General features: G+C 71.5%; 20 protein-coding genes. 11 read left to right on the plus strand and 9 right to left on the minus strand.

Annotated features, from left to right (window positions below; translation table 11 throughout):
* Window positions 1-62: 62 nt before the first annotated feature.
* Window positions 63-236, minus strand: coding sequence for a hypothetical protein (locus RTL41_RS02285; protein ID WP_267232406.1), 174 nt, complete (start codon window positions 234-236; stop codon window positions 63-65).
* A gap of 172 nt (window positions 237-408) precedes the next feature.
* Between RTL41_RS02285 and RTL41_RS02290 the strand changes: the two genes are divergently transcribed.
* The 3 genes from RTL41_RS02290 to RTL41_RS02300 all read left to right on the plus strand — a co-directional run bounded on the left by RTL41_RS02290 (window position 409) and on the right by RTL41_RS02300 (window position 3,506).
* On the plus strand, window positions 409-1,878 hold the full coding sequence (locus tag RTL41_RS02290; RefSeq protein WP_312160907.1) for an NAD-dependent succinate-semialdehyde dehydrogenase: 1,470 nt from the start codon (window positions 409-411) through the stop codon (window positions 1,876-1,878).
* Between the two features lie 93 nt (window positions 1,879-1,971).
* Window positions 1,972-2,682 (plus strand): glutathione S-transferase N-terminal domain-containing protein, encoded by a 711-nt coding sequence (locus RTL41_RS02295; RefSeq protein ID WP_312160909.1) that lies wholly within the window; start codon window positions 1,972-1,974, stop codon window positions 2,680-2,682.
* Between the two features lie 119 nt (window positions 2,683-2,801).
* Entirely contained in the window at window positions 2,802-3,506 is a 705-nt protein-coding gene (locus tag RTL41_RS02300) for a DUF899 family protein (protein WP_312160910.1), read from the plus strand.
* Here the strand turns inward: RTL41_RS02300 and RTL41_RS02305 are convergent.
* Both RTL41_RS02305 and RTL41_RS02310 read right to left on the minus strand, forming a co-directional pair.
* Window positions 3,457-4,158, minus strand: a complete 702-nt coding sequence (locus tag RTL41_RS02305; RefSeq protein WP_312160913.1) for an HAD family hydrolase — start codon at window positions 4,156-4,158, stop codon at window positions 3,457-3,459. The two genes, RTL41_RS02300 and RTL41_RS02305, sit on opposite strands and share 50 nt — an antisense overlap.
* A 14-nt stretch (window positions 4,159-4,172) precedes the next feature.
* Entirely contained in the window at window positions 4,173-5,045 is an 873-nt protein-coding gene (locus tag RTL41_RS02310) for a crotonase/enoyl-CoA hydratase family protein (RefSeq protein WP_312160915.1), read from the minus strand.
* 144 nt (window positions 5,046-5,189) lie between these two features.
* Between RTL41_RS02310 and RTL41_RS02315 the strand changes: the two genes are divergently transcribed.
* On the plus strand, window positions 5,190-6,167 hold the full coding sequence (locus RTL41_RS02315) for a nitronate monooxygenase family protein (protein ID WP_312160917.1): 978 nt from the start codon (window positions 5,190-5,192) through the stop codon (window positions 6,165-6,167).
* Between the two features lie 268 nt (window positions 6,168-6,435).
* The gene (locus RTL41_RS02320; RefSeq protein WP_312160919.1) at window positions 6,436-7,290 is read left to right on the plus strand and encodes an alpha/beta hydrolase; all 855 of its coding nucleotides are present in this window, start codon (window positions 6,436-6,438) and stop codon (window positions 7,288-7,290) included.
* A gap of 3 nt (window positions 7,291-7,293) precedes the next feature.
* Here the strand turns inward: RTL41_RS02320 and RTL41_RS02325 are convergent, their stop codons facing one another.
* Entirely contained in the window at window positions 7,294-8,322 is a 1,029-nt protein-coding gene (locus RTL41_RS02325) for an MBL fold metallo-hydrolase (protein WP_312160921.1), read from the minus strand.
* Between the two features lie 89 nt (window positions 8,323-8,411).
* Between RTL41_RS02325 and RTL41_RS02330 the strand changes: the two genes are divergently transcribed.
* The 3 genes from RTL41_RS02330 to pbpC all read left to right on the plus strand — a co-directional run bounded on the left by RTL41_RS02330 (window position 8,412) and on the right by pbpC (window position 16,207).
* Window positions 8,412-8,918 carry a GNAT family N-acetyltransferase gene (locus RTL41_RS02330; protein ID WP_312160922.1) on the plus strand — a complete coding sequence of 169 codons (507 nt, stop codon included), beginning with the start codon at window positions 8,412-8,414 and terminating at the stop codon, window positions 8,916-8,918.
* Between the two features lie 75 nt (window positions 8,919-8,993).
* Window positions 8,994-14,036 carry an alpha-2-macroglobulin gene (locus tag RTL41_RS02335; RefSeq protein WP_312160925.1) on the plus strand — a complete coding sequence of 1,681 codons (5,043 nt, stop codon included), beginning with the start codon at window positions 8,994-8,996 and terminating at the stop codon, window positions 14,034-14,036.
* A 143-nt stretch (window positions 14,037-14,179) separates the two neighbouring features.
* Complete coding sequence (gene pbpC, locus RTL41_RS02340) at window positions 14,180-16,207, plus strand: penicillin-binding protein 1C (RefSeq protein WP_312160927.1); 2,028 nt, start codon at window positions 14,180-14,182, stop codon at window positions 16,205-16,207.
* A gap of 144 nt (window positions 16,208-16,351) precedes the next feature.
* Here pbpC and RTL41_RS02345 read toward each other — a convergent pair whose 3' ends face one another.
* The 4 genes from RTL41_RS02345 to RTL41_RS02360 form a co-directional block, all read right to left on the minus strand.
* Window positions 16,352-16,975 (minus strand): carbonic anhydrase, encoded by a 624-nt coding sequence (locus RTL41_RS02345; protein ID WP_312160929.1) that lies wholly within the window; start codon window positions 16,973-16,975, stop codon window positions 16,352-16,354.
* Window positions 16,968-17,612: a maleylacetoacetate isomerase gene (maiA, locus tag RTL41_RS02350; RefSeq protein ID WP_312160931.1), complete on the minus strand. Its 645-nt coding sequence runs from the start codon at window positions 17,610-17,612 to the stop codon at window positions 16,968-16,970. Before maiA ends, RTL41_RS02345 begins: the two co-directional genes overlap by 8 nt.
* A complete protein-coding gene (locus tag RTL41_RS02355) occupies window positions 17,609-18,292 on the minus strand; it encodes a fumarylacetoacetate hydrolase family protein (RefSeq protein WP_312160933.1) in 684 nt (227 codons plus the stop codon). Before RTL41_RS02355 ends, maiA begins: the two co-directional genes overlap by 4 nt.
* Before the next feature lie 86 nt (window positions 18,293-18,378).
* Window positions 18,379-19,152, minus strand: coding sequence for a tyrosine-protein phosphatase (locus RTL41_RS02360; RefSeq protein ID WP_312160934.1), 774 nt, complete (start codon window positions 19,150-19,152; stop codon window positions 18,379-18,381).
* A gap of 127 nt (window positions 19,153-19,279) precedes the next feature.
* Here RTL41_RS02360 and RTL41_RS02365 point away from each other — a divergent pair, with 127 nt between their 5' ends.
* Window positions 19,280-21,313, plus strand: coding sequence for a TonB-dependent receptor domain-containing protein (locus tag RTL41_RS02365; RefSeq protein ID WP_312160936.1), 2,034 nt, complete (start codon window positions 19,280-19,282; stop codon window positions 21,311-21,313).
* A gap of 206 nt (window positions 21,314-21,519) precedes the next feature.
* Here RTL41_RS02365 and RTL41_RS02370 read toward each other — a convergent pair whose 3' ends face one another.
* Window positions 21,520-22,968, minus strand: coding sequence for an AMP nucleosidase (locus tag RTL41_RS02370; RefSeq protein WP_312160937.1), 1,449 nt, complete (start codon window positions 22,966-22,968; stop codon window positions 21,520-21,522).
* A gap of 123 nt (window positions 22,969-23,091) precedes the next feature.
* Here RTL41_RS02370 and RTL41_RS02375 point away from each other — a divergent pair, with 123 nt between their 5' ends.
* Both RTL41_RS02375 and RTL41_RS02380 read left to right on the plus strand, forming a co-directional pair.
* Window positions 23,092-24,342, plus strand: coding sequence for a dicarboxylate/amino acid:cation symporter (locus tag RTL41_RS02375; protein ID WP_312160939.1), 1,251 nt, complete (start codon window positions 23,092-23,094; stop codon window positions 24,340-24,342).
* 107 nt (window positions 24,343-24,449) lie between these two features.
* Window positions 24,450-24,998: a heme NO-binding domain-containing protein gene (locus RTL41_RS02380; RefSeq protein WP_312160941.1), complete on the plus strand. Its 549-nt coding sequence runs from the start codon at window positions 24,450-24,452 to the stop codon at window positions 24,996-24,998.
* Window positions 24,999-25,004 lie beyond the last annotated feature (6 nt).

The raw sequence follows: 25,004 nt of genomic DNA on the forward strand, positions 1-25,004 counted from the left end.
GCGGCCTTGAAGCCGCGCTGACCGGGAAGGAAACGCCTCGGGCGTCAGGCGTCAAGCGCCGCCTAGGCGCGGGCCTCCGAAGCCGCCATGCGGATCGCGCTCTCCACCGACGCCTGGGCGTCGGATTGGGACAGGTCGAGGCCCTGGGCGACCGTCTCGCCGTCCTCGTCGAAGATCCGCCAGGCCCAGCCGCATTCGGCGTGGGCCAGGGAGTAGGCGAACGGAAGATCCGTCATAAGCGCCTCCGCGAAACTCATGCTGCAATGCGGCATGTCTAGTTTATGACGACTCAAAGACCCCGCCTGAGTCAAGCTTTCGGGCGGTTGCGGCGCAACACGAAAAGTTTCCTCGGAACCTTGCGGCCCCGTGGGAACCTATAGCCGGGCTGGCTTGGCGAAGGGATTTTCGATGTCGGATCAACCGTCTGCAGACGAATTGAAGGCCAAGGCCGAGGGCCTGATCCGCCGCGCCGCCCTGATCGCGGGCGAGTGGATCGCCACCGAGGGCGCGAACGTCATCGAGATCGTCAATCCTGCCGATGGGCGGGTCATCGGATCGGTCCCGAAGCTGCCGGCCGAGCAGGTCGAGCGGGCGATTCGCGCCGCCGCCGACGCCTTCCCGGCCTGGGCCGCGCTCAAGGGCGCCGCGCGCGGGGCGATCCTTTCCCAATGGGCGCAACGGGTTCGCGAGAACGAGCAGGCGCTGGCGGCGATCATCGCGCTGGAAAACGGCAAGCCGTGGAAGGAGGCGCTGGGCGAGGTCCGCTATGCGAACTCGTTCGTCACCTGGTTCGGCAACCTGGCCCAGAGCCTGGACGGAAAGGCGATTGAGAGCCCCAACGGGCAGGATTTGATCCTCGCCTTCCAGGAACCTGTCGGTCCGGTGGCGGCGATCACCCCCTGGAACTTTCCGGCCGCGATGATCACCCGCAAGGCGGCGGCGGCGTTCTGCGCCGGATGCCCGGTGGTGCTCAAGCCGGCCTCGGCGACGCCGTTCACCGCGCTGGCCCTCGCCGCCCTGGCGCTGGAGGCCGGCGTGCCGGCGGGCTGCTTCTCGGTGGTGACCGGCGCGCAGGACGTGGTCGGCGGGGCGCTGACCGGCTCGCCCCTGATCCGCAAGCTGTCGTTCACCGGCTCGACGCAGGTCGGGCGCAAGCTCGCCGCCCAGTGCGCGCCCACCCTGAAGCGGCTGTCGATGGAGCTGGGCGGGGCCGCGCCGCTGCTGGTGTTCGACGACGCCGACCTGGAGACCGCGGTCGAGGGCGCGGTGGCCGGCAAGTTCCGCGCCGGGGGCCAGACCTGCGTCTGCCCCAACCGGGTCTATGTGCAGGCCGGCATCCGCGAGCGCTTCGTCGCCGCGCTGGTCGCCAAGGTGAAGACCCTGAAGGTCGGCGATCCCTTCGCCCCGGACACGGCGATCGGGCCGCTGATCGACGCCAAGGGCGTGGCCAAGGTCGAGGACCACATCGCCCGCACGGTCGCGGCCGGCGGCGAGGTGCTGACCGGCGGCGCGCGGATCGAAGGCAACTTCTTCGCGCCGACCGTGACCTTCGGCGGCGACGACGAGCTGTTCTGCCACGAGGAGACCTTCGGCCCGCTGGTCCCGGTGTTCGAGTTCCAGACCGAGGAAGAGGCCATCGCCCGGGCCAACGCCTCGGAATACGGCCTGGCCGCCTTCCTGTTCACCGACGACCTGAACCGCGCCATGCGCGTCGGCCGGGCCATCGAGTCCGGCATCGTCGGGATCAACGCCGGCCTGATCTCCAACGCCGCCAACCCGTTCGGCGGGGTCAAGCAAAGCGGATATGGCCGCGAGGGCTCGGTCTACGGGATCGCGGACTACATGCAGGTCAAGGCGCTGACCCTGGCGCTGCGCTAGGCGCGGGCGGAGCGCCCTGCCCTTCGCGCGAAATTCGTGGTTTTCTCCGCTTCGGGCATACCGTCCCAAAGAAAAGCCAGGAAACGCCACGCGATGATGAAGCTCTATTCGGGCGATCTCAGCCCCTACTCCGCCCGCGTGCGGATGCAGATCTACGCCAAGGGCATCACCGACATCGCCCTTGAGCGCCCCGCCGACTTCGGCCTGCCCGCGTTCCGCCAGCGCCTGCCGATCGGCCGCATCCCGGTGCTGGACATCGACGGCGACCTGATGCCGGAATCCGAGGTGATCGCCGAGTACCTCGAGCAGGTCTATCCCGAGCCCTCGCTGCTGGGCGCGACCCCGCGCGAGACCGCCCACATCCGCACCCTCGCCCGGATCGGCGACGTCTACCTGATGAACAACATGTTCATGCTCTCGCCCCAGAGCCGCGCCGCCGAGCGCGACCAGGGGATCGTGGACCTGCTGGGCGGCCAGGTGGTGCGCAACGTCAAGGCGCTGGACCGGATGATCGGGACCGACGGCTACGCCTGCTGCGGGCGCCTGACCCTGGCCGACTGCGCGCTGGTCCCGGCCCTGTTCCTGATCGAGAACGTCCTGCCCGGGACCGGCGTGGAGAACCCGATCCCCAAGGCCGCCAACGTCGCCGCCTGGTGGGCCGCCATCCAGCAGAACGAGCACGCCGCCAGGACCCTGGCCGAACTCCACCGCGGCCTGGAGGAGCGCCGCGAGCTCATCCGCAGCGGCGCCTTCGAAAAGATGATGGCCGCCGCCAAGGCCGCCATGGCGACCTCGGAGGGGTAGGCGCGGGGGCTGGCGGCCTGGAACCAGGCCGGGTTCGCCCGGTTGTCGGTATCTCGGGCCGCCGGGCGTCCTTGGGAGGCCGGCATGGACGCCGGCCCCTGCCCACGAGGAGACCGCCGATGACCGATCAGACGCTTGTTCCCGCCGCGCAGCTCGCCGCCGGGGGGCGCACGCCGTTTCCGGGCGAGAGCGAGGCCTATCGCGCCGCGCGCCGGGCGCTGCTGGCGGAGGAGATCGAGTTTCGCCGGCACATGACCCGCGTGGCCGAGCAGCGCCGCGCGCTGCCGGACGGGCCGGTGATCGCGAAGGACTATCGCTTCAGGGACGCCGCCGGCGCGGAGGTCGGGCTGCTGGATCTGTTCGGCGACAAGGACACGCTGGTCTCGTACTTCTGGATGTACGGGCCGCAGCGCGAGCGGCCCTGCCCGATGTGCACGAACTGGCTGGGCGCGGTGGCGGGCAACGCCGCCGACATCAAGCAGCGCGTCGCCCTGAAGATCCTCGGCCGCAGCCCGGTCGCGCGCCAGATCGCCTTTGGCCTGGAGCGCGGCTGGCGCGACCTGGATTTCGTGCAGACCATCGGCGACGACTACGCCCGCGACCTGGGCCTGCTGCGGGAGGACGGGAGCGAGGACCCGGCGCTGGTGGTGTTCAGGCGCGACGGCGACCAGGCGCGGCTGTTCTGGGCCAGCGAGATGACGCTGGAGATGGCCGACCCCGGCCAGGACCCGCGCGATGCGCCCGACGTCGCCGCGCTCTGGTCGATCCTGGACCTCACCCCGGGCGGCCGGGGGACGGACTGGTACCCGAAGCTGAGCTACTGACGAGGGCGAGCACGGCGGTCGCCAGGGCGTCCGGCGCGGCGACGAGGCCGTCGGCCCCGGCGGTTTCCAGTTCTTCGCGGGTCCCGTAGCCCCAGAGCACGCCAAGCGCGCGCACGGCGTTGGCGTGGGCGCCGGCGATGTCGTGCCGGCGGTCGCCGACCATCACGCAGCGGCCCGGGGCCAGCCCATGGCGTCGGGCGATGTGGGCGATCAGCTCGGGCTTGTGGTCGAGATCGCCGCCGGGCTCGGAGCCGTGGACGGCGGCGAAGAAGGCGTCGAAGCCGGTGTGGGCCAGGATGCGCTCGGCGAATTCGCGGCGCTTCGAGGTGGCCAGGATCAGCCGCGCGCCGGTCTCGCGCAGAGCGGCCATGGCCTCGGCGACGCCGGGATAGGGATGGCTGCCGAGCAACCCGCGTTGACCGTAGTCGGCGCGGTAGGCGGCCACGCCCTCGGCGATCCGGTCGTCGCCGTACCGCGCCAGCATCAGCCGCATCATGTCCTCGATCGGCGGGCCGATCATCGCGGCGATGTCGAGGGTGGAATCAGGCGCATGGCCGAGCGCCGCGAGCGCGGCGCGGCCGCTGGCCTCGATGCCCGGCAGCGAGTCGACCAGCGTGCCGTCGAGATCGAGGAGAACGGTCGGGGGCGTCACCGCGTTCAGCGCCCCTAACCCCAGGGATAGAAGGGCGGCATCTGGGAGGCGCGGCCGGTGAACTGCGGGTCGCGCTTTTCCAGGAAGGCGGCGACGCCTTCCTTGCCGTCGCCGATGCTGGCGTAGAACATCGCCAGGGAGTCGATGCGGTGGGCCTCCAGCGGATGGGGCTGGGCGCTGTTGCGCAGCATCATCTGGCGGGCCAGGGCGACGGCGACCGGCGAGCGGCCGGCGATGAACCTGCGGGCCAGGGCTTGAGCGTCGGCCAGCAGGGTCTCGGGCGCGTGCACCGAGCGCGCCAGGCGCCCGCGCAGGGCCTCGGCGGCGTCGAAGATCTCGGCCGAGAGCACCCATTCCAGCGCCTGCTGGGGCCCGACCAGGCGCGGCAGGAACCAACTGGAGCAGGCCTCGGGCACGATGCCCAGCTTGCCGAACACGAAGCCGATGCGGGCCTTTTCCGAGACCAGGCGGATGTCCATGGCCAGCGTCATGGTCGCGCCGATGCCGACCGCCGCGCCGTTGATGGCGGCGATGACCGGCTTCTTGCAGTTGAAGATCGCCAGGGTGACGCGCCCGCCGGTGTCGCGCACGCCATCGACGATGGCCGGGTCGTCCAGGCGATCATGCATGTCGGCGAGGGTGGGGCTGAGGCTCTCGTCGAGGCCGAAGACGTTGCCGGGCCTGGAGAGGTCCATGCCGGCGCAGAAGGCGCGGCCGGCGCCGGTGACCACGACGGCGCCGACCGTGTCGTCCTCGCTGGCGCGCTCGAAGGCGTCGATCAGCTCGCGGGCCATCTCGACCGTGAAGGCGTTCATCTGGTCGGGACGGTTGAGCGTGAGGGTGAGGACGCGGTCGTCCACCTCCCAGAGCAGGGTCTCGTAGGTCATCGGCGTCTCCCCTCGTGGTCTGCGCGGTGAGTCAGCACAGGGGCGGGGCGGCGTCCAGAACCGGTTGCGGGGCGGCGGCCGATGCGCGATGCAGGAGCCGCAGAGCGCGCCAGGGACGCGCGCCGCCAACAAGGGAACGCCACCATGAAGACGCGCATCACCGAACTGCTCGGCATCCAGCACCCGATCGTCCAGGGCGGCATGCACTTCGTCGGCTTCGCCGAGATGGCGGCGGCGGTGTCGAACGCCGGGGGGCTGGGGATCATCACCGGCCTGACCCAGGGCACGCCCGAGAAGCTGAAGGCCGAGATCGAGCGCTGCCGGGCGATGACCGACAAGCCGTTCGGGGTGAACCTGACCTTCCTGCCGGCGGTGACGCCGCCGGACTATCCGGGCTTCGTGAAGGTGATCATCGAGAGCGGGATCAAGGTCGTGGAGACGGCCGGCAACAACCCGGCCAAGTGGCTGCCGATGCTGAAGGAAGCCGGCATCGTGGTGATCCACAAGTGCACCTCGGTGCGCCACGCCCTGAAGGCCGAGGCGATCGGCTGCGACGCGGTCAGCGTCGACGGCTTCGAGTGCGGCGGGCATCCGGGCGAGGACGACGTGCCCAACTTCATCCTGCTGCCGCGGGCCGGCGAGGAGCTGAAGGTCCCGTTCCTGGCCTCGGGCGGGATGGCGGACGGCCGCTCGCTGGTCGCGGCCCTGGCCATGGGCGCGGACGGCATGAACATGGGCACCCGCTTCATCGCGACGAAGGAAGCCCCGGTCCACCAGAACGTGAAGGACGCCCTGGTCGCGGCCAGCGAGCTGGACACCCGCCTGATCATGCGCCCGCTGCGCAACACCGAGCGGGTGCTGGTCAACGCCGGGGTCGAGCGGCTGCTGGAGAAGGAAAAGGAACTGGGCGACAAGGTCACCTTCGCCGACATCGCCGCCGAGGTGGCCGGCGTCTATCCACGCATCCTGCGCGACGGCGACATGGACGCCGGCGGCTGGTCGTGCGGCATGGTCGCGGGCCTGATCCACGACATTCCGAGCGTGCAGGAGCTGATCGAGCGCACCATGGCCGAGGCCGAGCAGATCATCCGCGGCCGGCTGGTGGGCCTGCTGGACGCCTGACGTCCTTTCCGACCGAAGTGTCATCCCGGCTGGAGCGAAGCGGAAGGCCGGGATCCATTCGCTCCGAAGCGGGGATCAAGGCTCGGTCTGCGCCAGGTCCTGCAAGATCAGGTGTTCATAGGTCCCGGTCTTCGGCCTGCGGCCGAAACCGGGATGACGCCTGGCGCCAGATGCGGCGCCCCGGCCTTATGAAATCGGTTGCATCGCCACTCCAAGCCCGTGAAATGCCGTCGCCGCGACGGTGCGGCGGTGATCTGGGGGGATGGCGATGGGCGCGAAGCTGGCGGTGATCCTGGCGATGGCGGCCGCGGGCGCGGCGGGGGCGCAGCCGGCCGAGCGGCCGCGCGGTTGCGAGGCCGTGGCGGCGCAGCCTCAAACCCTGCCGGGGGCCGAGAGCTTCACCTATGAGGCGGCGGGCCGCGACCTGCGGCTGCACGTCTATCCGGCGGCGGGCGGCGGGGCGGCGCAGCCGGCGATCCTGTTCTTCTTCGGCGGCGGCTGGCGGCAAGGCGACGTGCGCGCCTTCGAGGGCCAGGCCCAGGCGATGGCGCAGAAGGGCATGGTCGCGGTGCTGGCCGACTATCGGGTGACCTGCCGCGACGGGACGACGGCGGCGGAGTCGGCGCAGGACGCCATGGCCGCCTATGACTGGCTCCGGGCCCATGCGGCGGAGCTGAAGATCGATCCCGAGCGGGTCGTGCTGGCCGGCGGGTCGGCGGGCGGGCACCTGGCGCTGGCCACGGCGATGCGGGCGGCCGACCGGCCGGCGGCGCTGGTGCTGTTCAACCCGGCGGTCGACCTGGTGAGCATCGCCCCGGCGCTGCGGCTGAGCCCCGAGGCGGCGCGCGCGATCTCGCCCAGCGCGCTGCCGGCGGGCGGGCTGCCGCCGACGATGATCTTCCATGGCCAGGCCGACGTCACCGTGCCGATCCAGACCGTGCGCGACTTCTGCCGGCGGGCGAGCGAGGCCGGGCGGCGCTGCGAGCTGCACGAATACGCCGGGCAGACGCACGGGTTCTTCAACAGCCGCGCCGAGGATCCGGCGATCGGCGCCTCGCCCTATGCCGACACCCTGGCCCGGGCGATCGCCTTCCTGCAGGGCCTGGAGCTGGCGAGGCCCTAGCCCTCAGGCCTCCAGCTCGTAGCCGGCGTCGCGCCAGGCCTTGAGACCGCCGTCGAGGGCGACGGCGCGGGTGAAGCCGAGCTCGCGCAAGGTGGCGGCGGCCAGGGTCGAGATCTTGCCGAACTCGCAGCAGGCCAGGATGCGGACGGTGGGGTCGGGCAGCTCGGAATTGACCCGCAGCTCGAGCTGGCCGCGCGGCAGGTGGCGGGCGCCGGGAATGTGGCCGGCCTCGAAGGCGTCCTTCTCGCGCAGGTCGAGGATGACCAGGTCGCGGCTGTTGGCGCCGATGCGGCCGTGCAGCTCGGCCAGCGACATGAACGGCACCTTGGCCGAGGCCTCGGCCAGCAGTTGGGCGACGGTCTTGCCGCCGCTCATATTGGTGCGCAGGGCTTCGGTCAGGTGGGTCGGGGCCGAGAGGTCGAGGTTCTGCATCATCTCGACGAACTGCGCGCGGTCGGTCCTGGCCAGGCGCGGGTTGGCGTCGATCTCCTCGCCGATGGTCGAGTGGGTGCGGCCCTTGTAGTCGTGGGCCGGGTAGACCAGCGTCTCGCGCGGCAGCTTCAGCAGCCTGTCGAACAGGCTCTCGTAGAGGGCGTGGGGATCGCCGGTGGGCAGGTCGGTGCGGCCGGTTCCGCCGATCAGCAGGGTGTCGCCGGTGAACACCCGGTCGGCCATGACCAGGCACATGGAATCGCGGGTGTGGCCGGGGGTGTGCAGGGCCTGGAGGCGCAGCTCGCCGATGATCAGCATGTCGCCGTCGTCGAGCCGCAGGTCGGCGTAGGGCGCGGGGCTGAGCCGGTGCATGACCACCGGCGCGGGCAGCCGCTTCTGCAGCTCGTGGCTGGCCGAGAAGTGGTCGGCGTGGGTGTGGGTGTCGATCACGTAGCGGACGTGCAGGCCAAGCTGGCCGGCCAGGCCGACATAGCGGTCGACCTGCGAGAACTCGGGGTCGATCAGCGCCGCGGCGCGGGTCGCCTCGCAGCCGACGAGATAGGACTGACATCCGCCCGTGGCGATCTGCTCGAAGATCATCGGCCGGCCCCTGTTCTGCTGGCGCGAACACTTGCGCCGAACCGGGCGAGGCGCAAGAGAAGGCGCGACCCACGCGAGCGGAGGCCAAGGTGGACCTGGACATCATCCCGGCGGGCGCAGCCGATGCGGCGACCTTGCAGAACCTCATCCAGCTCTACACCCACGACTTCTCGGAGTTCTGGGCCGGGACGGCGCGGGGCGAGCTTTCCGTAGACGGACGGTTTCCGGACTATCGGCTGGAGCCGTTCTTCACGCGGCCGGGCTGGCGGGCCTTGCTGCTGACGGCGGGCGCGGCGCCGGCCGGCTTTGCGCTGATCAACGACCAGGCCCATTCGGGCCACGCGGCCGAGCACGCGATGGCCGAGTTCTTCGTGGTGCGGAAGCATCGCGGCCGGGGGCTGGGCGGCCAGGTCGCGCGGCGGCTGATCGGCGGGGCGCCGGGGGTCTGGGAGGTGGCGGTGGCGCGCAGGAACCTGGCGGCCCTGGCCTTCTGGCGGCGGGTGGCGGCCGACTGCGCGGGGCCGGGCGGGGTCGCCGAGCTGGACCTGGACGGGCCGGACTGGAACGGGCCGGCGCTGCGGTTCACGGTGGACTGACACCTACCCGAGATTGACGGAGCGGAGCCTTTCGCGTCCCATCGGTGCGACATTCCGTCAGCCGAAGAGAGACCGATGGCGAGCGACCAGACGCCCGGACAAGACGCGCCGAAGCCCCCCGGCTGGATGCAGCGGCTGCGCGCCGGCAAGGTGCCGGGGCTGCTGGCCGCGGGCCTGGTCGTCGCCGCGTTCGGCGGCGGGGTGCTGTCGGCCAAGGGCGTCGACTGGTTCGGCAAGCCGGCCGAGAAGACGGCCGTCGCGCCGGGCGCGCAGGGCTGGTCGCTGTTCGGCAAGCCGCGCGACGCCAAGGCGGCGCGGCGCGGGATTCCCAAGCCCGAGGGATTCGCGGTCTGGCGCCACCGGATCGACACCTCGGCCAACCAGCCGGCCGCCTGCATCGAGCTGACCCGGCCGCTGGACCCGGCCAGGTCCTATGCGGATTTCGTGCTGGTCTCGCCCGACCTGGGCGGGGCGCCGGCCGTGAGCGTCAAGGGATCGGAGCTGTGCGTGGCCGGGACCGGCTTCGCCGACCGCCGCGTGACGCTGCTGAAGGGGCTGCCGGCCAAGGGCGGCGAGACCCTGGCGGCCAATGCCGACGTCGACTTCACCTTCGGCGAGAAGCCGCCCTATGTCGGCTTCGCCGGCGAGGGCGTGATCCTGCCGCGCGAGGATTCCGACGGGATCGGGATCGAGACGGTCAATGTCAGCCGCCTGTCGGTCGAGGTCTGGCGGGTGGTCGACCGCAACCTGGTGCGCAAGTCGATCAGCGCCCCCGATCCCACCGGCGAGGACGAGTATCCCGGGGACTACGGCTCCGACAGCCCCAACAGCGAGGGCCGGGTGGTCTGGAAGGGCGAGCTGGCGGTCAGTTCGCAGGGGGCCGGCGAGCGGGCGACCACGGTCTTCCCGCTGGGCGCGGTGCTGAAGGAGATGAAGCCGGGCGCCTATGTGATCAAGGTGCGCGACGCCTCGGGCGGCCGCTCGATCAAGGGCGGGGGAAGCGAGGACGACTACGACCCGAACCCGCCGGCCCAGGCGCGGCGCTGGGTGGTGTTCACCGACATGGCGCTGTCGGCCTATGACGGGTCGGAGGCGCTGGACGTGGTGGTCCGCTCGCTGAAGACCGCCAAGGTGATGCCGAACGTGCGCGTGGCGCTGGTGGCGCGCAACGGCGAGGACCTGGCCGTGGCGCAGAGCGACGCGCAGGGGCGCGTGCGGTTCGACCGCCCGCTGCTGGACGGCGAGGGCGCGGCCGACGCCAAGATGGTCATGGCCTATGGCCCCCAGGGCGACCTGGCGGTGCTGGACCTGGACCGCGCGCCGGTGGACCTGTCCAAGCAGGGGATCGGCGGGCGGACCGAGGATTCCGGCGTCTCGGGCCGCACGGCCCAGGCCGCCATCGACGGCTATCTCTATGCCGACCGCGGCATCTACCGCCCCGGCGAGACCGTCCACCTGAACGCCCTGCTGCGCGACCGCGATGCCAAGGCGGTGAAGGACCGCAAGGGCGCAGTGGTGGTGCGCCGCCCCTCGGGCGTGGAGTTCAAGCGCTACCCCTTCGACAAGGCCCCGCTGGGCGCCGTGCCGGTGGACATCGAGCTGCCCAAGAGCGCGCCGCGCGGGCGCTGGACCGCCAGGCTGGAGGTCGACGGGCTGGAGAGGCCGGCCGGAGAGCTGTCGTTCCAGGTCGAGGACTTCGCGCCGCAACGGCTGGCGGTCACCGCCGCCGGCCAGGAGAGCGTGCCGCTGAAGGCCGGCGAGACCCGCAACATCGACGTTACCGCCCGCTTCCTCTACGGCGCGGCGGGCGCGGGCCTGCAGACCCAAGGCGAGGCGCGGCTGCGGGTCGACCCCAACCCGTTCCCGGCCTTCGAGGGCTATCAGTGGGGCGACCAGCGCGAGCCGTTCGCCGAGAAGTTCCTGGAGATCGGCCAGAGCGTCACCGACGGCGAGGGCCGCGCGGTGCTGGCGCTGTCCTCGGAAGAGGCCGGCGACACGCCCCAGCCGCTGACCGCGGCCTTCACCGCCAGCGTGTTCGAGCCGGGCGGGCGCCCGGTGCGCGAGGGCCTGGACCTGAAGGTGCGGACCAAGGGCGTCTATCTGGGCGCCAGGATCGACCAGGGCGATGCGGGCGGGTCGGGCGACCCGACCATGATCATCGACCTGATCGCGGTGAACGCGGCGGGCCAGCGGATCGCCGCGCCCGGGACGACCTACACCCTGATCTCGGAGAACTGGGACTATGACTGGTTCCAGCAGGACGGCCGCTGGCAATGGCGGCGGACCAGCCGCGACGTGGTGGTGGCGCGGGCCGATGTGAACATCGCCGCCGGCCAGCCGGCGCGGATCGCCCGGCGGCTGGGCTGGGGCGACTACCGGCTGGAGATGACCGGGCCGGGCGGCGCCAGGAGCGTCATCCGCTTCGCCTCCGGCTGGGGGGCGCCGGCCAAGGACGTCGAGGCGCCCGACTTCGTGCGGGTCAGCGCCGGGGCCAAGCCCCATGTCCAGGGCGACACCGTCGAGATCACCCTGAAACCGCCCTATGCCGGCGAGGCGCAGATCGCCGTCGCCACCGACCGGCTGATCGACCTGAAGACCGTCACCGTCGGCAAGGACGGCGCGACGGTGCGGCTGAAGACCAGCGCCGCCTGGGGCGGCGGGGCCTATGTGCTGGTCAGCGTCGTACAGCCGCGCGACCCGGTCGCCTCGCCCAAGCCGCGGCGGGCGCTGGGCCTGGTCTATGTGCCGCTGGACCCGAAGGACCGGAAGCTGAGCGTCGAGCTCAACACCCCGGCCAAGATCGACTCCAAGGCCGCGGTCGAGGTGCCGATCACCATCAAGGGCGCCGGGTTCGGCGGCCGCGCGCGGGTGACCCTGGCGGCGGTCGACGAGGGCATCCTGCAACTGACCAAGTTCCAGAGCCCCGATCCGGTGAAGTGGTACTTCGGCAAGCGGGCGCTGACGCTGGACTACCGCGACGACTACGGGCGGCTGCTGGACCCGAACCTGGGGGCGCCGGCCAACGTCAATTTCGGCGCCGACGGCATCGGCGGCGAGGGCCTGTCGGTGACCCCGATCAAGACCGTGGCCCTGTGGTCGGGCGTGGTCGAGACCGGCCTGGACGGCAAGGCGGTGATCAAGCTGCCGGCCGCCCAGTTCAACGGCGAGCTGCGGCTGATGGCGGTCGCCTGGACCGACACCGCGGTGGGGTCGGCCAGCAAGCCGCTGACCGTGCGCGAGGCGGTGGTCGCCGACCTCGCCCTGCCCCGCTTCCTGGCCCCGGGCGACAAGGCGTTCGCGACCCTGGAGCTGCACAATATCGAGGGCAAGGTCGGGTCCTATGTCGCCGAGCTGACCAGCGGCGGCGGGGTGCTGGCGCCGTTCAGGAAGGCGTTCCAGCTCGCGCTCGGCCAGCGGGTGGCCGAGAAGATCGCGTTCAGCGCGCCGGGCCGGGCCGGGATCGGCCAGGTCGGCTTCAAAGTCTCCGGGCCGGGCTTCTCGACCGCCAAGGACTATCCGATCCAGACGCGGCTGGGCTGGAGCCCGATCACGCGGACGACCTATGAGCTGCAACAGCCGGGGGCCGCGTATACGCCGGCGGCCGGCCTGCTGGCCGGGCTGGCGGCCGGGGACGTCACCCTGCACGTCAGCTACTCGCCGTTCCGCGGCTTCGACCCGGCCCCGATCGCCAGCGCCCTGTCGCGCTATCCCTATGGCTGCACCGAGCAGACGGTCTCGGGCGCCTATCCGCTGATCTATGCGGCGGAGGTGTCGGCCGACCCGAAGGTGAAGCGCTCGTCCGCGGCCCTGGCCGGGGCGGTCGGGCGGCTGCTGGACCGCCAGACCCTGGACGGGGCCTTCGGGCTCTGGCGGGTCGGCGACGGCGAGGCCGACCCCTGGCTGGGCGCCTATGTCACCGACTTCCTGCTGGAGGCGCAGAAGGCCGGAACGCCGGTTCCGCAGGAGGCGATCGACCGGGCCTTGAGCGCCATGCGCCAGGTCTCGCGGCCGGAGGGCTGGGCCTCGGTCTCCTATCGGCTGGAGTATCCGAACTGGTGGGCCGGCGGGCAGGACGCCTCCCGCAAGGCGACCGAGCGGATGCGCAGCCGCGCCTCGGCCTATGCGCTCTACGTGCTGGCCAAGGGCGGGCGCGGCGACCTGGCGCGGCTGCGCTGGTGGCATGACGTGCAGATGAAGACCGAGGCCTCGCCGCTGGCCAAGGCCCAGGTCGGCGCGGGGCTGGCGATGATGGGCGACAAGGCCCGGGCGCGCTCGGCCCTGCGCCAGGCGATCGCCTCGCTGGGCTATCGCGAGGAGAGCGACTGGTACCAGAGCCCCCTGCGCGACATCGCCGCGGTGATCGCCCTGGCCTACGAGGCCGGCGAGCCGGACCTGGCCCGCGGCCTGCAGAAGCGCCTGGAGAACGCGGTGAAGGATCCCGACAGCCTCAACACCCAGGAACAGGCGCGGCTGCTGCAGGCCGCCCATTGGATGCTGAAGGCGGCCGGGGCGATCCGCATCGACGCCCAGGGCGCCCAGCCGCTGGCCGCGGCCGGCGGCGCGCCGCGCTGGGCGGTGGGCAAGCTGGCCGAGGCGCGCTTCGTCAACGCCGGCAAGGGCGCGCTGTGGCGCACGGTGACGGTGACCGGCACGCCGGTCGCCCCGCCGGCCCCCGAGGCCAACGGCATCACGCTCAGCAAGCGGCTGGTCGGCTTCACGGGCGGCGCGGTCGATCCCTCGGCGCTCACCCAGGGCGAGCGGGTGATCGTGGTGGTGTCGGGCCGCTCAGGCCAGGCGCGGTCGATGTCGCTGGTGGTGGACGATCCGCTGCCGGCCGGCTTCGAGATCGAGACCGTGCTGGGGCCGGACGACGCCCAGAACGGGCCGTTCAGGTTCCTGGGTGAGCTTTCCAGCGCCGACGTGCAGGAGGCCCGCGACGACCGCTATGTCGCGGCCATGGACCTGGCCGGCAAGGGCGCCTTCAGCTTCGCCTATGTGGCGCGTGCGGTGACGCCGGGCGACTTCCTGCTGCCGGGGGCGCAGGCCAAGGACATGTACCGTCCAAGCCTGAACGCGCGCACCGGCGCCAGCCGCACGGTGATCGCGCCCGGGCCATGAGTACAGGCTCCAGTTCCTCCCCCGCTGGGGGAGGTGGATCGGCGCGAAGCGTCGAGACGGAGGGGGACCGCTCTCAAGAGTCAAAGTCCCCCTCAGTCGGCCATGCGGCCGACAGCTCCCCCAGCGGGGGAGCAACTGGGAGCGTGCGCCGCCTCACCCTCTCCCTGATCGCCCTGCTAGGCGTCGAGGTCGCGGTGTTCGCAGCGGATGCCGTGCTGGCGCCGGACATGTCGCGGGCGCAGCGGTCTTCGCCGGTGGCGCTGGACCGGCGCGGGGCGTGGCTGCGGGCGCTGCCGGTGGAGGACGGGCGCTGGCGCATCCGGGCCGACCTGGCGCGCACCGACCGCGCCTTCCAGGCGCGGCTGATCGCCATCGAGGACGCGCGGTTCTGGATCCATCCGGGGGTCGATCCGCTGGCGGCGGCGCGGGCGGCGGGGTCGGCCCTGGCCAGCGGGCGGGTGAGCTCGGGCGCCTCGACCCTGACCATGCAGACCGCGCGGCTGCTGGAGCCGCGGCCGCGGACCTTGCCCGCCAAGCTGATCGAGATGGTCCGGGCGGTGCAGATCGAGGCGCGGCTGTCGAAGCGCGAGATCCTGGCCCTCTACCTGACCCTGGCCCCCTATGGCGGCAACCTGGAGGGGGTGCGGGCGGCGAGCCTCTCCTACTTCGGCCATGAGCCCGAGAGCCTGACGGCCGGCGAGCAGGCGCTGCTGATCGCCCTGCCGCAGTCGCCCGAAGCGCGGCGGCCCGACCGGCGGCCGGAGGCGGCGCGGGCGGCGCGGCGGGCGGTGCTGGACAAGATGGTCCGGGCCGGGGCGCTGAGCGAGGTCGCCGCCGCCGAGGCCGAGGACGAACCCCTGCCCAGCCGTGCGGCGTTCCCGGCCCTGGCCTGGCACGCGGCCGGCGAGCTGGCGCGGGCCGCGCCGCTGGACCAGGCCTCGGTGCTGACGACGCTGGACGCGGGGCTGCAGGCGCGGCTGGAGCCGCTGGCCGCGCGGATGGCGCAGAGCCAGGGTCCCGAGGCGACGGCGGCGATCCTGGTGGTGGAGCTGAAGGGCCGGGCGGTGCGCGCGGCGGTCGGCTCGGGCGGGCTGGGACGGCCGGGCGGCTGGATCGACATGACCCGGGCGGTGCGCTCGCCCGGCTCGGCGCTGAAGCCGTTCATCTACGGCTTTGCGTTCGACGACGGGCTGGCCGCGCCCGACACCCAGATCGACGACGCGGCGCGGCGGTTCGGCGACTATCAGCCGGAGAACTTCGACCGGGTGTTCCGCGGCAAGGTCACGGCGCGCGAGGCGCTGACCTATTCGCTGAACGTGCCGGCGGTGGAGCTGCTGGACAAGGTCGGCCCCGCCGCGTTCGAGGCGCGGATCGACGCAGTCGGCGTCAACCTGGTGCGGCCCAGGGCCCAGACCCGCGAGGCCGGGCTGGCCATGGCGCTGGGCGGCGTCGGGATCACCCTGCGCGACCTGGCGGTGCTCTATGCGGCGCTGGGCGACGACGGCGTGGCCAAGCCGCTGGCCTGGACGGCGGACGAGGCGGCGCGGCGCGAGCGCCAGGGCGGGCGGCGGCTGCTGCGCGAGGACGCCGCCGACCAGGTGCTGGCCATCCTGCGCGAGACCCCGCCGCCGGCCGGGGCGACGGCGGCGGCCCTGACCAAGGGACGGCCGGTGATGGCCTTCAAGACCGGCACCTCCTACGGCTTTCGCGACGCGGTGGCGGCCGGGCTGGTCGGGCGCTACGTGATCGTGGTCTGGACCGGCCGGGCCGACGGCGGCGCGCGCGGCGGGCTGACCGGCCGCGACGCGGCCCTGCCGCTGCTGTTCGACGCCGCCGACCTGCTGGACGCCCCGGCCAGCGCGCCGCGGCCGATCGCGCCGCGCGGCGCGCCGCAGGCGCTGGAACGGCTGGAGACCCGCGAGGCCGGTCCGCGGCTGATCTTCCCGCCCGACGGATCGACCGTGCAGGTGGAGGCGTTCGGGCCGCGATCGCGCGGCCTGGTGCTGGCCGCCGGCGGCGAGGGCCTGAGCTGGTACGTGGCCGGCGAGCCGCTGGCCGCCGATCCCGTCAGTGGGCGGACGATCTGGCGCCCGACGGGGCCGGGATTCTATCGGCTGACGGTGGTGGACGAGGCGGGGCGCAGGGCGAGCGCGCGGGTTCGGGTGAAGTAGGGCGACTTCAGTTCCTCCCCTCTTGGGGGAGGTGGATCGGCGCATAGCGCCGAGACGGAGGGGGACTGCTCTCAAGAGCATCAAAGTCCCCCTCAGTCAGCCATGCGGCTGACAGCTCCCCCAGAGGGGGAGCAATTGGGGCCCCTACTGTCCCTCGTCGCGGGCCTTGTCGAGGTCGGCGGGGCCGCTGATGGCGCAGTTCATGTCGGTGACCAGGCCGTTGGCGATCGAGTAGACCCAGCCGTGGACGCACAGCGACTGGCCGCGGGCCCAGGCGTCCTGGACGAAGACGTCGGAGGCGACGTTGCGGACCTGGCGCATGACGTTGAGCTCGATCAGGCGGTCGATCCGCTCGTGGTCGTGCAGGGCTTCCAGTTCGGCGCGGTTGTCGGCGTAGACCTCGCGGATCGGGTGCAGCCAGTGGTCGACCAGGCCGCGGCGCTTGCCGTCGACCGCGGCGGCGACGCCCCCGCAGCCATAGTGGCCGACGACCATGATGTGCTTCACCCTCAGCACGTCGACCGCGAACTGCAGCACCGAGAGGTAGTTGGCGTCCTGGGGCGGGGCGAGGTTGGCGACGTTGCGGTGCACGAACAGCTCGCCCGGGTCGAGATTGACGATCTCGTTGGCCGGCACGCGGCTGTCGGAGCAGCCGATCCAGAGATATTCCGGGCTCTGCTGAGCGACCAGGCGCTCGAAGAAGCCGGGGTCGACGGACAGCTTTCCGGCCGCCCAGATGCGGTTGTTCTCCTTCAGGTCCTCAAGCATGGGCGGCGTCCGGTTGGCGATCGGGATGGGCGGCGGCGAAGGCCGGGTGCTCGGCCGCGCGGGCGGCGGCGGCGGCGATGGCGGGGAACGGGGCGAGGTCGACCTGGTAGCGATCGGCCGAATAGACCTGGGGCGCGAGGCAGCAGTCGGCCAGGGTCGGCGCGTCGCCGAAGGCGAAGCCGCGGCCGTGGCGCGCGACCATGGGTTCGAGCGCCGAGAAGCCGTCGACGATCCAGCGCTGGCTCCATTCGAGGCGGCCGGCCTCATCGACGCCGAGCTGCCCCAGGGCCTTCTGGATGCGCATGTTGTTCAGCGGGTGGATGTCGCAGGCGATGATGGCGGCCATGGCCCGCACCGTGGCGCGGTCGAAAGCGTCCGCGGGCAGCAGGGCCGGCTGGGGATGGGTCTCCTCCAGCCATTCCAGGATGGCCAGGGACTGGACGAGGACGTGGCCGTCCGCCTCCAGCGCCGGGGTCAGGTGCTGGCGGTTGCGCTTGGTCACGTAGTCGTCGGCGTGCTGCTCGCCCTTCAGCAGGTTCACCCCGACATAGCCGTAGTCGAGGCCCTTGAGATTGAGGCCGATGCGGACGCGGTAGGGGGCGGTGGCGCGCCAGTAGGAATGCAGGGTGAGGCTCATGCTGACACCGTGAATTTGAGTTGGCCGACGCCCTCGACCTCGCCCTCGACGAGGTCGCCGGGAACGATGGGGCCGACGCCCTCGGGCGTGCCGGTGAAGATCAGGTCGCCGGGGGCCAGGGTCCAGAGCCTGGAGGCCTCGGCGATCACCTCGGCCAGGCTCCAGATCATGTCGGCGACCTGGCCCTCCTGGCGAACCTGGCCGTTGACGCTGAGCGCGATGCGGCCCTGGGGCGGGGCGCCGTCCCACCGGCGGATCGCCGAGATCGGGGCCGAGGCGTCGAAGCCCTTGGCCGCGTCCCAGGGATGGCCCTTGGCCTTGGCGGCGTTCTGCAGGTCGCGGCGGGTCAGGTCGACCCCGACCGCGTAGCCGTAGACGAGGTCCAGGGCGCGCTCGACCGGCACGTCGGCGCCGCCGGCCTTCAGGGCGATCACCAGCTCGATCTCGTGATGCAGGTCGGCGGTGCGCGGCGGATAGGGCGCCTGGCCGCCGGGCGGGACCAGGGCGTCGGCCGGCTTGGCGAAGAAGAACGGCGGATCGCGGTCGTCGCCCCCCATCTCGCGCCGGTGGGCGGCGTAGTTGCGGCCGACGCAGAGGATGCGCCGGACCGGGAAAACCGCCGTCTCGCCCTCCACGGGCACGGAGGCGGGAGCGTGAGGCGGCAGGACATAGGATGTCATGTCGCCGCCCTTACGCCTGGGAAGGGGTGATGTGAACCCTGCCGTAGTGGGAGGACGGGAGGTTTTTTGCCGAAGGCTCCCTGCGGTCAGCGCAGGATGCGGGCGGCGATGCGCTCGCGCAGGGCGGCGTCGACCCCCAGCGCCTCCTGCAGGTAGTTGTCGACCGAGCCGTGGCGCTCGGTCATCACCGCGAAGGCCTCGGCCAGGAACGCTTCGTGGACGCTGACCGCCTGGCGCAGGGCCGCGTCGCTGAGCGTGACGCCGGTCAGCTCGCGCACCCAGGGACCCAGGAAGCCGACGCGCTTTTCCATCTGCGCCTCGTCGTTGGTGGCCAGGTAGTCGCTGAGCGTGTCGTCGCGATGGACGCCGGCGACGTGGTGGGTCAGGGCGCAGATCATGCCGGTGCGGTCCTTGCCGGCCGCGCAGTGGACCACGACCGGCCCCTCGGTCTCGGCCAGCGTCCGGAAGTAGCGGCTGAACAGGTCGACCATCCGCTCGGCGTGCGGGGCGGCGCGATAGAAGCCGAGGCTGTCGTTGAAGAACCAGTCGGCGTCGACGCCGGGCGCGGCCTTCAGGGCGTCGGCCCAGTCGTGCTCGGGACCGTCGATGTCGTTCTCGATCACCGTGCCGGCGAAGCCTTCCCAGCGGCGGGAGGGTTCGCGTTCGCGCTCGCGGCGGCGGCGCAGGTCGACGATGACCTCGACGCCCAGGTCGCGCAGGGCGGCCAGGTCGCCCTCGGTGGCGTAGGCGTGGTTGGCCGAGCGGAACAGCCGTCCCGACTTGAGGCCCCGGCCGCAGGCGGTGCCGAAGCCGCCGAAGTCGCGGAAATTGTCGATGGCTTCGAGTTTGATCTTCGTCATGGCGCGGATTTAGCGATCTTGCCGGGCGATTGCGAGAGGGCTCCGAGGCTTGGCCCACAGTCCGCTTGATGATCGTTATGTTATAACATACGAGAGACGCCTTCCTTAGCAGTCGGGGTCCCGCGTCATGCAATTCAGAAACCTCCTCCTCACCGCCGCCAGCGTCTCGGCGGTCGCGACCGGCGCGATGGCCGACCAGTCCGGCCCCGGCGCCGAGATCGGCGAACTGATCGTCACCGGCGATCCGCTGGGCCGGTCCAACCGCGAGGTCGCCTCCAGCGTCGCGGTGGTGCGCGGCGAGGACCTGGACCATCGCCGGCAGTCGACCCTGGGCGAGACCCTGACCGGCCTGCCGGGGGTGAACTCCGACACCTTCGGCGGCGGGGCCAGCCGGCCGGTGATCCGCGGCCAGACCGCGCCGCGGGTGAAGGTGCTGACCGACGGCTCGGCGCTGATGGACGCCTCGGAGGTCTCGCCCGACCATGCGGTGTCGGGCGAGCCGCTGCTGCTCGACGGCGTCGAGATCCTGCGTGGGCCCAGCGCCCTGCTCTATGGCGGCGGCGCGATCGGCGGGGCGGTCAACCTGATCGACAGGAAGATCCCGACGGCGATCCCCAGGGACGGGTTCGAGGGCGTGGCCGAGGTGCGGCTGGGCTCGGCCGACAACGAGCGCGCCGGGGTGGCCGGGGCGACCGGCGGGGCCGGGAACTTCGCCCTGCGCCTGGAGGCGGCCGGCCGCCGGGCCGACGACTACGAGGTTCCCGACTGGCCGGAGGACACGCTGGACGGCTCGTTCAACCGCAGCCGGACGGCGACGCTGGGCCTGTCGTGGATCGGCGGCCGGGGCTATCTGGGCGCGGCCTACACCCAGCAGGACAGCCGGTACGGCCTGCCCGGCCACAGCCACGAATACGAGGACTGCCACCCGCACGGATCGAGCCTGCACTGTGGCGGGCACGACCATGACGACCATGACGATCATGAGCACGAGCATGAGCACGGCGAGGACGCGCCGCCCGTCGTCGACCTGAGGAGCAAGCGGGTCGACGTGCGCGGCGAACTGCGCGAGCCGTTCGCGGGGGTCGAGCGCATCCGGCTGCGCGGCGGCTATACCGACTACGCCCACGACGAGATCGAGGACGGCGCGGTCGCCACGACCTTCACCAACAAGGGCTATGACGCGCGGCTCGAGGTGCTGCACGCGCCGCTGGGGGCCCTGCGCGGGGTGATCGGCGTGCAGGCGGCGCGCAGCGACTTCGCCGCGCTCGGCGAGGAGTCGTTCATCCCCAAGAGCCGGACCAAAAGCGCGGCGATCTTCCTGCTGGAGGAGTACGAGCTGGGCGACTGGCGCCTGGAAGGCGCGCTGCGGCAGGAGTGGCAGGACGCCCGCGCCGTGGGCCGGCCGGACGCCGACCACCGCCCGTTCTCGGCCTCGGCGGCGGCGAGCTGGAGCTTCGCGCCGGGCTATGTCGCCTCGCTGGCCGTGGCCCGCTCGCAGCGGGCGCCCAGCGCCCAGGAACTCTATGCCCGCGGCGTCCACCTGGCGACCAACACCTACGAGATCGGCGACGCCGCGCTGGACGTCGAGACCGCCAACTCGGTCGAGCTGAGCCTGAAGAAGACCCAGGGGGCGACGACCTTCGCGGCCAGCGCCTATCGCTACGGCTATGACGGCTACGTCTTCGCCCGCACCCTGGACCAGCACGAGGACTTCCGGCTGATCCGCTACAGCCAGGCCGACGCGACCTTCACCGGGGTCGAGGGCGAGGTGCGCCAGCGGTTCGCGCCGGGGCTGTCGGCCACGCTGTTCGGCGACTATGTGGGCGCCAGGTTCGACGACGGCGGCGACCTGCCGCGCATTCCGGCCGGCCGCCTGGGCCTGCGCGGCGACGTCGAGCAGGGCGCCTGGTCGGGGAGCCTGGAATATGTGCGGGTGTTCGAGCAGGAGAAGATCGCCGCCTTCGAGACCAGGACGCCGGGCTACGACATGGTCAACGGCACGCTGGCCTATGACGTCGAGGCCGGCGGGTTCGCGAGCCAGGTGTTCGTGCGCGGGACCAACCTGCTGGACGAGAAGGCGCTGAACCACGCCTCGTTCATCGCCGACCTCGCGCCGCTGCGCGGCCGCAACTTCGCGCTGGGCCTGCGGACGCGGTTCTAGGGACCGCATACGGCGTCCCGCATTCATGGGGAGAGGGGCCGCCCCGGCCTCCTGCGATCGTCATCCCCGGCCGCGCAGGCGCGCCGGGGATCCATACGCGCCGAGGATCGCCGGCGGACCAAAGCGTCTATGGATGCCTGGCGGCCCGGCCATGACGAACCAGAGGGGCGATGCCCCTCCCCCCGCTGCGCAGGGACGGGAAGCGATCAGCGGAACGGGGGCTCGTCGAAGCTGCGGAGCTTGCGGGAGTGGAGCCTGGGGCCTTCGCCCCGCAGCAGGTCCATGGTGGCGATGCCGATCTGCAGGTGCTGGCCGATGGCGCGTTCGTAGAAGGCGTTGGCCTGGCCCGGCAGCTTGATCTCGCCGTGCAGCGGCTTGTCCGAGACGCAGAGCAGCGTCCCGTAGGGCACCCGGAAGCGGTAGCCCTGAGCGGCGATGGTGGCGCTCTCCATGTCGATGGCCACGGCGCGGGACTGATTGAAGCGCAGGGACGAGGACGAGAAGCGGAGCTCCCAGTTGCGGTCGTCGGTGGTGACCACCGTGCCGGTGCGCAGGCGGCGCTTGAGCATCTCGCCGCTCTCGCCGGTGACGGCCTCGGCGGCGCGGTTCATGGCCACCTGGATCTCGGCGATCGGCGGGATCGGTATCTCCGGCGGCAGCACGTCGTCCAGCACATGGTCGTCGCGCAGATAGGCGTGGGCCAGGACGTAGTCGCCGATGGTCTGCGAGCCGCGCAGCCCCCCGCAGTGGCCGATCATCAGCCAGGCCTGGGGCCGCAGCACGGCCAGATGGTCGGTGATGGTCTTGGCGTTGGACGGGCCGACGCCGATATTGACCAGGGTCAGGCCGCGCCGGCCCTTGGCCATCAGGTGATAGGCCGGCATCTGGTGTCGGCGCCAGGCCCCGTCGGCGACGACCTGCTCGGGGTTCTGCGTCTCGGCGGTCACCAGCACGCGGCCGGCGGCCGAGAGGGCGTCGTAGTGACCCTCGCGGATCTGCTGGCAGCCCCAGCGCACGAACTCGTCCACATAGCGGTGGTAGTTGGTGAACAGGATGTAGGGCTGGACGTGCTCGGCCGGGGTGCCGGTGTAGTGGGCCAGCCGCGCCAGCGAGAAGTCGGTGCGCAGGCCGTCGAACAGGGCCAGCGGCCGGGTCGTCTCCAGGCTGGCGTCCCAGAAGCCGTCGGCGATCTCGTCGCCGATGTGGGCCAGCTCGGTGGTCGGGAAGTGGCGGGCGATGTCGGCCGAGCCGACGTCGGCCATGGCCAGGTCGACCGCCCCGTCCAGCACGTAGGGGAACGGCATCTCCTGGCGCGAGCGGCCCACCTCGATGGCGACGTCGAAGTCGGCCATCAGCAGGCTGATCTGCTCGGTCAAATAGTCGCGGTAGAGGTCCGGTCGCGTAACCGTGACCGAGTATTCGCCCGGCTGCGAAAGGCGGGCGTAGGCGCGCGAGAGACGGGGATAGCTGTGTCCGGGAGGCCAGGTCAGGCGCAGTTCGGGATAGGCGAAGATCCCGGCGGCCCTGGAGGCCGGATCGGGCGGCGCGCCGCCGGCCAGGAAGGTCTTCAATGCGCTCCGCAGAGCTTCGACGGTCGCCTGATATTCGGTGTTTAGCCGCTCGACGATGGCGGCTGCTTTCTCTTCGTTGGACATGGGTCAGTTTAGCCTGCTCCTGTGCAGGTTGCGAGACGTCTCTTCCTCACTTCTGCAACGCTATGGACGAAAGCCCCCTTTGTCGGCCACAAGGCCTGCTCCAGTGCCGTTGGGGGATCCGCCATGAACAAACTTTTCACCGCCTTCATTGTGGGGGCCATGGCGCTGGGGGTGCTTGTCGGGTGGGGCGTGAACCAGGGCCTCAGCCCCGAGCAGGCCAAGTCGGTCGCCGAGAACCTGACCATCATCACCGACGTCTTCCTGCGGCTGATCAAGATGATCATCGCCCCGCTGGTGTTCTCGACCCTGGTGGCCGGCATCGCCCACATGGAGGACGCCGCCTCCATCGGCCGGGTCGGCGTCAAGACCATGGCCTGGTTCATCACCGCCTCGATCGTGTCGCTGAGCATCGGCCTGGCGATGGTGCACCTGATCCAGCCGGGCGTCGGCATGGGGCTGGTCGACAGCGCGGGCCACGCGGCCGGCGCGGTCGACGCGACCAAGCTGACCCTCAAGGAGTTCGTCACCCACCTGGTCCCGAGGTCGATCGTCGAGGCCATGGCCAACAACGAGATCCTGCAGATCGTGGTGTTCTCGGTGTTCGTCGGCACCGCGGTCTCGGCCCTGGACGACAAGGCGCCGGCGGTGACCGCCCTGGTCGACCAGGTCGCCAACATCATGCTGAAGGTCACCGGCTACGTCATGAAGACCGCGCCGCTGGCGATCTTCGCGGCCCTGGCCGCGACCATCTCGACCCAGGGCCTGGGCGTTCTGGTCGACTACGCCAAGTTCGTGCTGGGCTTCTACGCCTCGCTCGGCGTGCTGTGGGGCCTGCTCAGCCTGGCGGTCATCCTGATCGTCGGCAAGCGCGCGCTGCAACTGCTGGGCGCGATCCGCGGCCCGGCCCTGCTGGCCTTCGCCACCGCCTCGTCGGAAGCGGCCTATCCGCGGACCCTGGAGGAACTGCAGAAGTTCGGCCTGTCGCGCCGCATCTCCAGCTTCGTGCTGCCGCTGGGCTACTCGTTCAACCTCGACGGCTCGATGATGTACTGCACCTTCGCGGTGCTGTTCATCGCCCAGGCCTACGGCATCGAACTGTCGATCGGCCAGCAGATCACCATGCTGCTGCTGCTGATGGTCACCTCCAAGGGCATGGCCGGGGTGCCGCGCGCCTCGCTGGTGGTCATCGCCGCGACCCTGACCTATTTCGACCTGCCCGAAGCGGGCCTGCTGCTGATCCTCGGCGTCGACCACCTGCTGGACATGGGCCGCTCGGCCACCAACGTGGTCGGCAACTCGGTGGCCGCCGCGGTGGTCGCCAAGTGGGAAAACCAGATCGAGGAACCGGCGGAGGGCGAGCCGGCCCGCGCCTGAGCCCCCCGCTCAGGCGCCACCTTTCCGGGCGCCCGTTAACGGACGATTCCGTCATTGCCGCCTATTACGCATAACCTCGATTTTCCAGGGGGTGCGGAGGGGGCGCAATGAAGGGCATCGTCTTTACGGAGTTCCTGGAGTTCGTCGAGGACCAGATGGGTCCCGACATGGTCGACGCGATCATCGACGACTGCGACCTCTCGACCGGCGGCGCCTACACCGCGGTCGGCACCTATCCGTTCTCGGAACTGCGCGACCTGCTGCTGGCCCTGGTCGCGCGCTCGGGCGCCGATCCGGCGGTGCTGCTGCGCGGCTTCGGCGGCAAGCTGTGCGCCACCTTCACCAGCGGCTATGGCCAGTACTTCGCCGCCGCCGGCTCGCTGTTCGACTTCCTGGGCTCGATCGACGACCACATCCATGTGGAGGTCCGCAAACTCTATCCCGACGCCGAGCTGCCCTCGATCCGGGTGGCGGCGCGCACCGACGACCAGATGCAGCTCGACTATCGCTCCGAGCGGGGGCTGGAGGCCCTGGCCGAAGGACTGATCCAGGCCACCTCCGACTTCTATCGCGAGCCGGTGTCGGTCTCGATGGCCAAGATGAGCGGCCCGACCGGCGACTTCGTCCGCTTCACCATCGACCGTCAGGCGGCCTGAGGCGGC

It is taken from the genome of Phenylobacterium sp., assembly GCF_031984885.1.
Classification (GTDB): Bacteria; Pseudomonadota; Alphaproteobacteria; order Caulobacterales; family Caulobacteraceae; genus Phenylobacterium.

Bases quoted from the DNA above. Each gene is read 5' to 3' on its own strand.
- RTL41_RS02365 (WP_312160936.1), top strand. From the start codon at position 19,280: ATGCAATTCAGAAACCTCCTCCTCACCGCCGCCAGCGTCTCGGCGGTC.
- RTL41_RS02290 (WP_312160907.1), top strand. From the start codon at position 409: ATGTCGGATCAACCGTCTGCAGACGAATTGAAGGCCAAGGCCGAGGGC.
- RTL41_RS02335 (WP_312160925.1), top strand. From the start codon at position 8,994: ATGGCGAGCGACCAGACGCCCGGACAAGACGCGCCGAAGCCCCCCGGC.
- RTL41_RS02285 (WP_267232406.1), bottom strand. From the start codon at position 236: ATGACGGATCTTCCGTTCGCCTACTCCCTGGCCCACGCCGAATGCGGC.
- RTL41_RS02345 (WP_312160929.1), bottom strand. From the start codon at position 16,975: ATGCTTGAGGACCTGAAGGAGAACAACCGCATCTGGGCGGCCGGAAAG.
- RTL41_RS02325 (WP_312160921.1), bottom strand. From the start codon at position 8,322: ATGATCTTCGAGCAGATCGCCACGGGCGGATGTCAGTCCTATCTCGTC.
- RTL41_RS02310 (WP_312160915.1), bottom strand. From the start codon at position 5,045: ATGACCTACGAGACCCTGCTCTGGGAGGTGGACGACCGCGTCCTCACC.
- RTL41_RS02355 (WP_312160933.1), bottom strand. From the start codon at position 18,292: ATGACATCCTATGTCCTGCCGCCTCACGCTCCCGCCTCCGTGCCCGTG.
- RTL41_RS02370 (WP_312160937.1), bottom strand. From the start codon at position 22,968: ATGTCCAACGAAGAGAAAGCAGCCGCCATCGTCGAGCGGCTAAACACC.
- RTL41_RS02300 (WP_312160910.1), top strand. From the start codon at position 2,802: ATGACCGATCAGACGCTTGTTCCCGCCGCGCAGCTCGCCGCCGGGGGG.
- maiA (WP_312160931.1), bottom strand. From the start codon at position 17,612: ATGAGCCTCACCCTGCATTCCTACTGGCGCGCCACCGCCCCCTACCGC.
- RTL41_RS02380 (WP_312160941.1), top strand. From the start codon at position 24,450: ATGAAGGGCATCGTCTTTACGGAGTTCCTGGAGTTCGTCGAGGACCAG.
- RTL41_RS02315 (WP_312160917.1), top strand. From the start codon at position 5,190: ATGAAGACGCGCATCACCGAACTGCTCGGCATCCAGCACCCGATCGTC.
- RTL41_RS02320 (WP_312160919.1), top strand. From the start codon at position 6,436: ATGGGCGCGAAGCTGGCGGTGATCCTGGCGATGGCGGCCGCGGGCGCG.
- RTL41_RS02295 (WP_312160909.1), top strand. From the start codon at position 1,972: ATGATGAAGCTCTATTCGGGCGATCTCAGCCCCTACTCCGCCCGCGTG.
- RTL41_RS02360 (WP_312160934.1), bottom strand. From the start codon at position 19,152: ATGACGAAGATCAAACTCGAAGCCATCGACAATTTCCGCGACTTCGGC.
- RTL41_RS02375 (WP_312160939.1), top strand. From the start codon at position 23,092: ATGAACAAACTTTTCACCGCCTTCATTGTGGGGGCCATGGCGCTGGGG.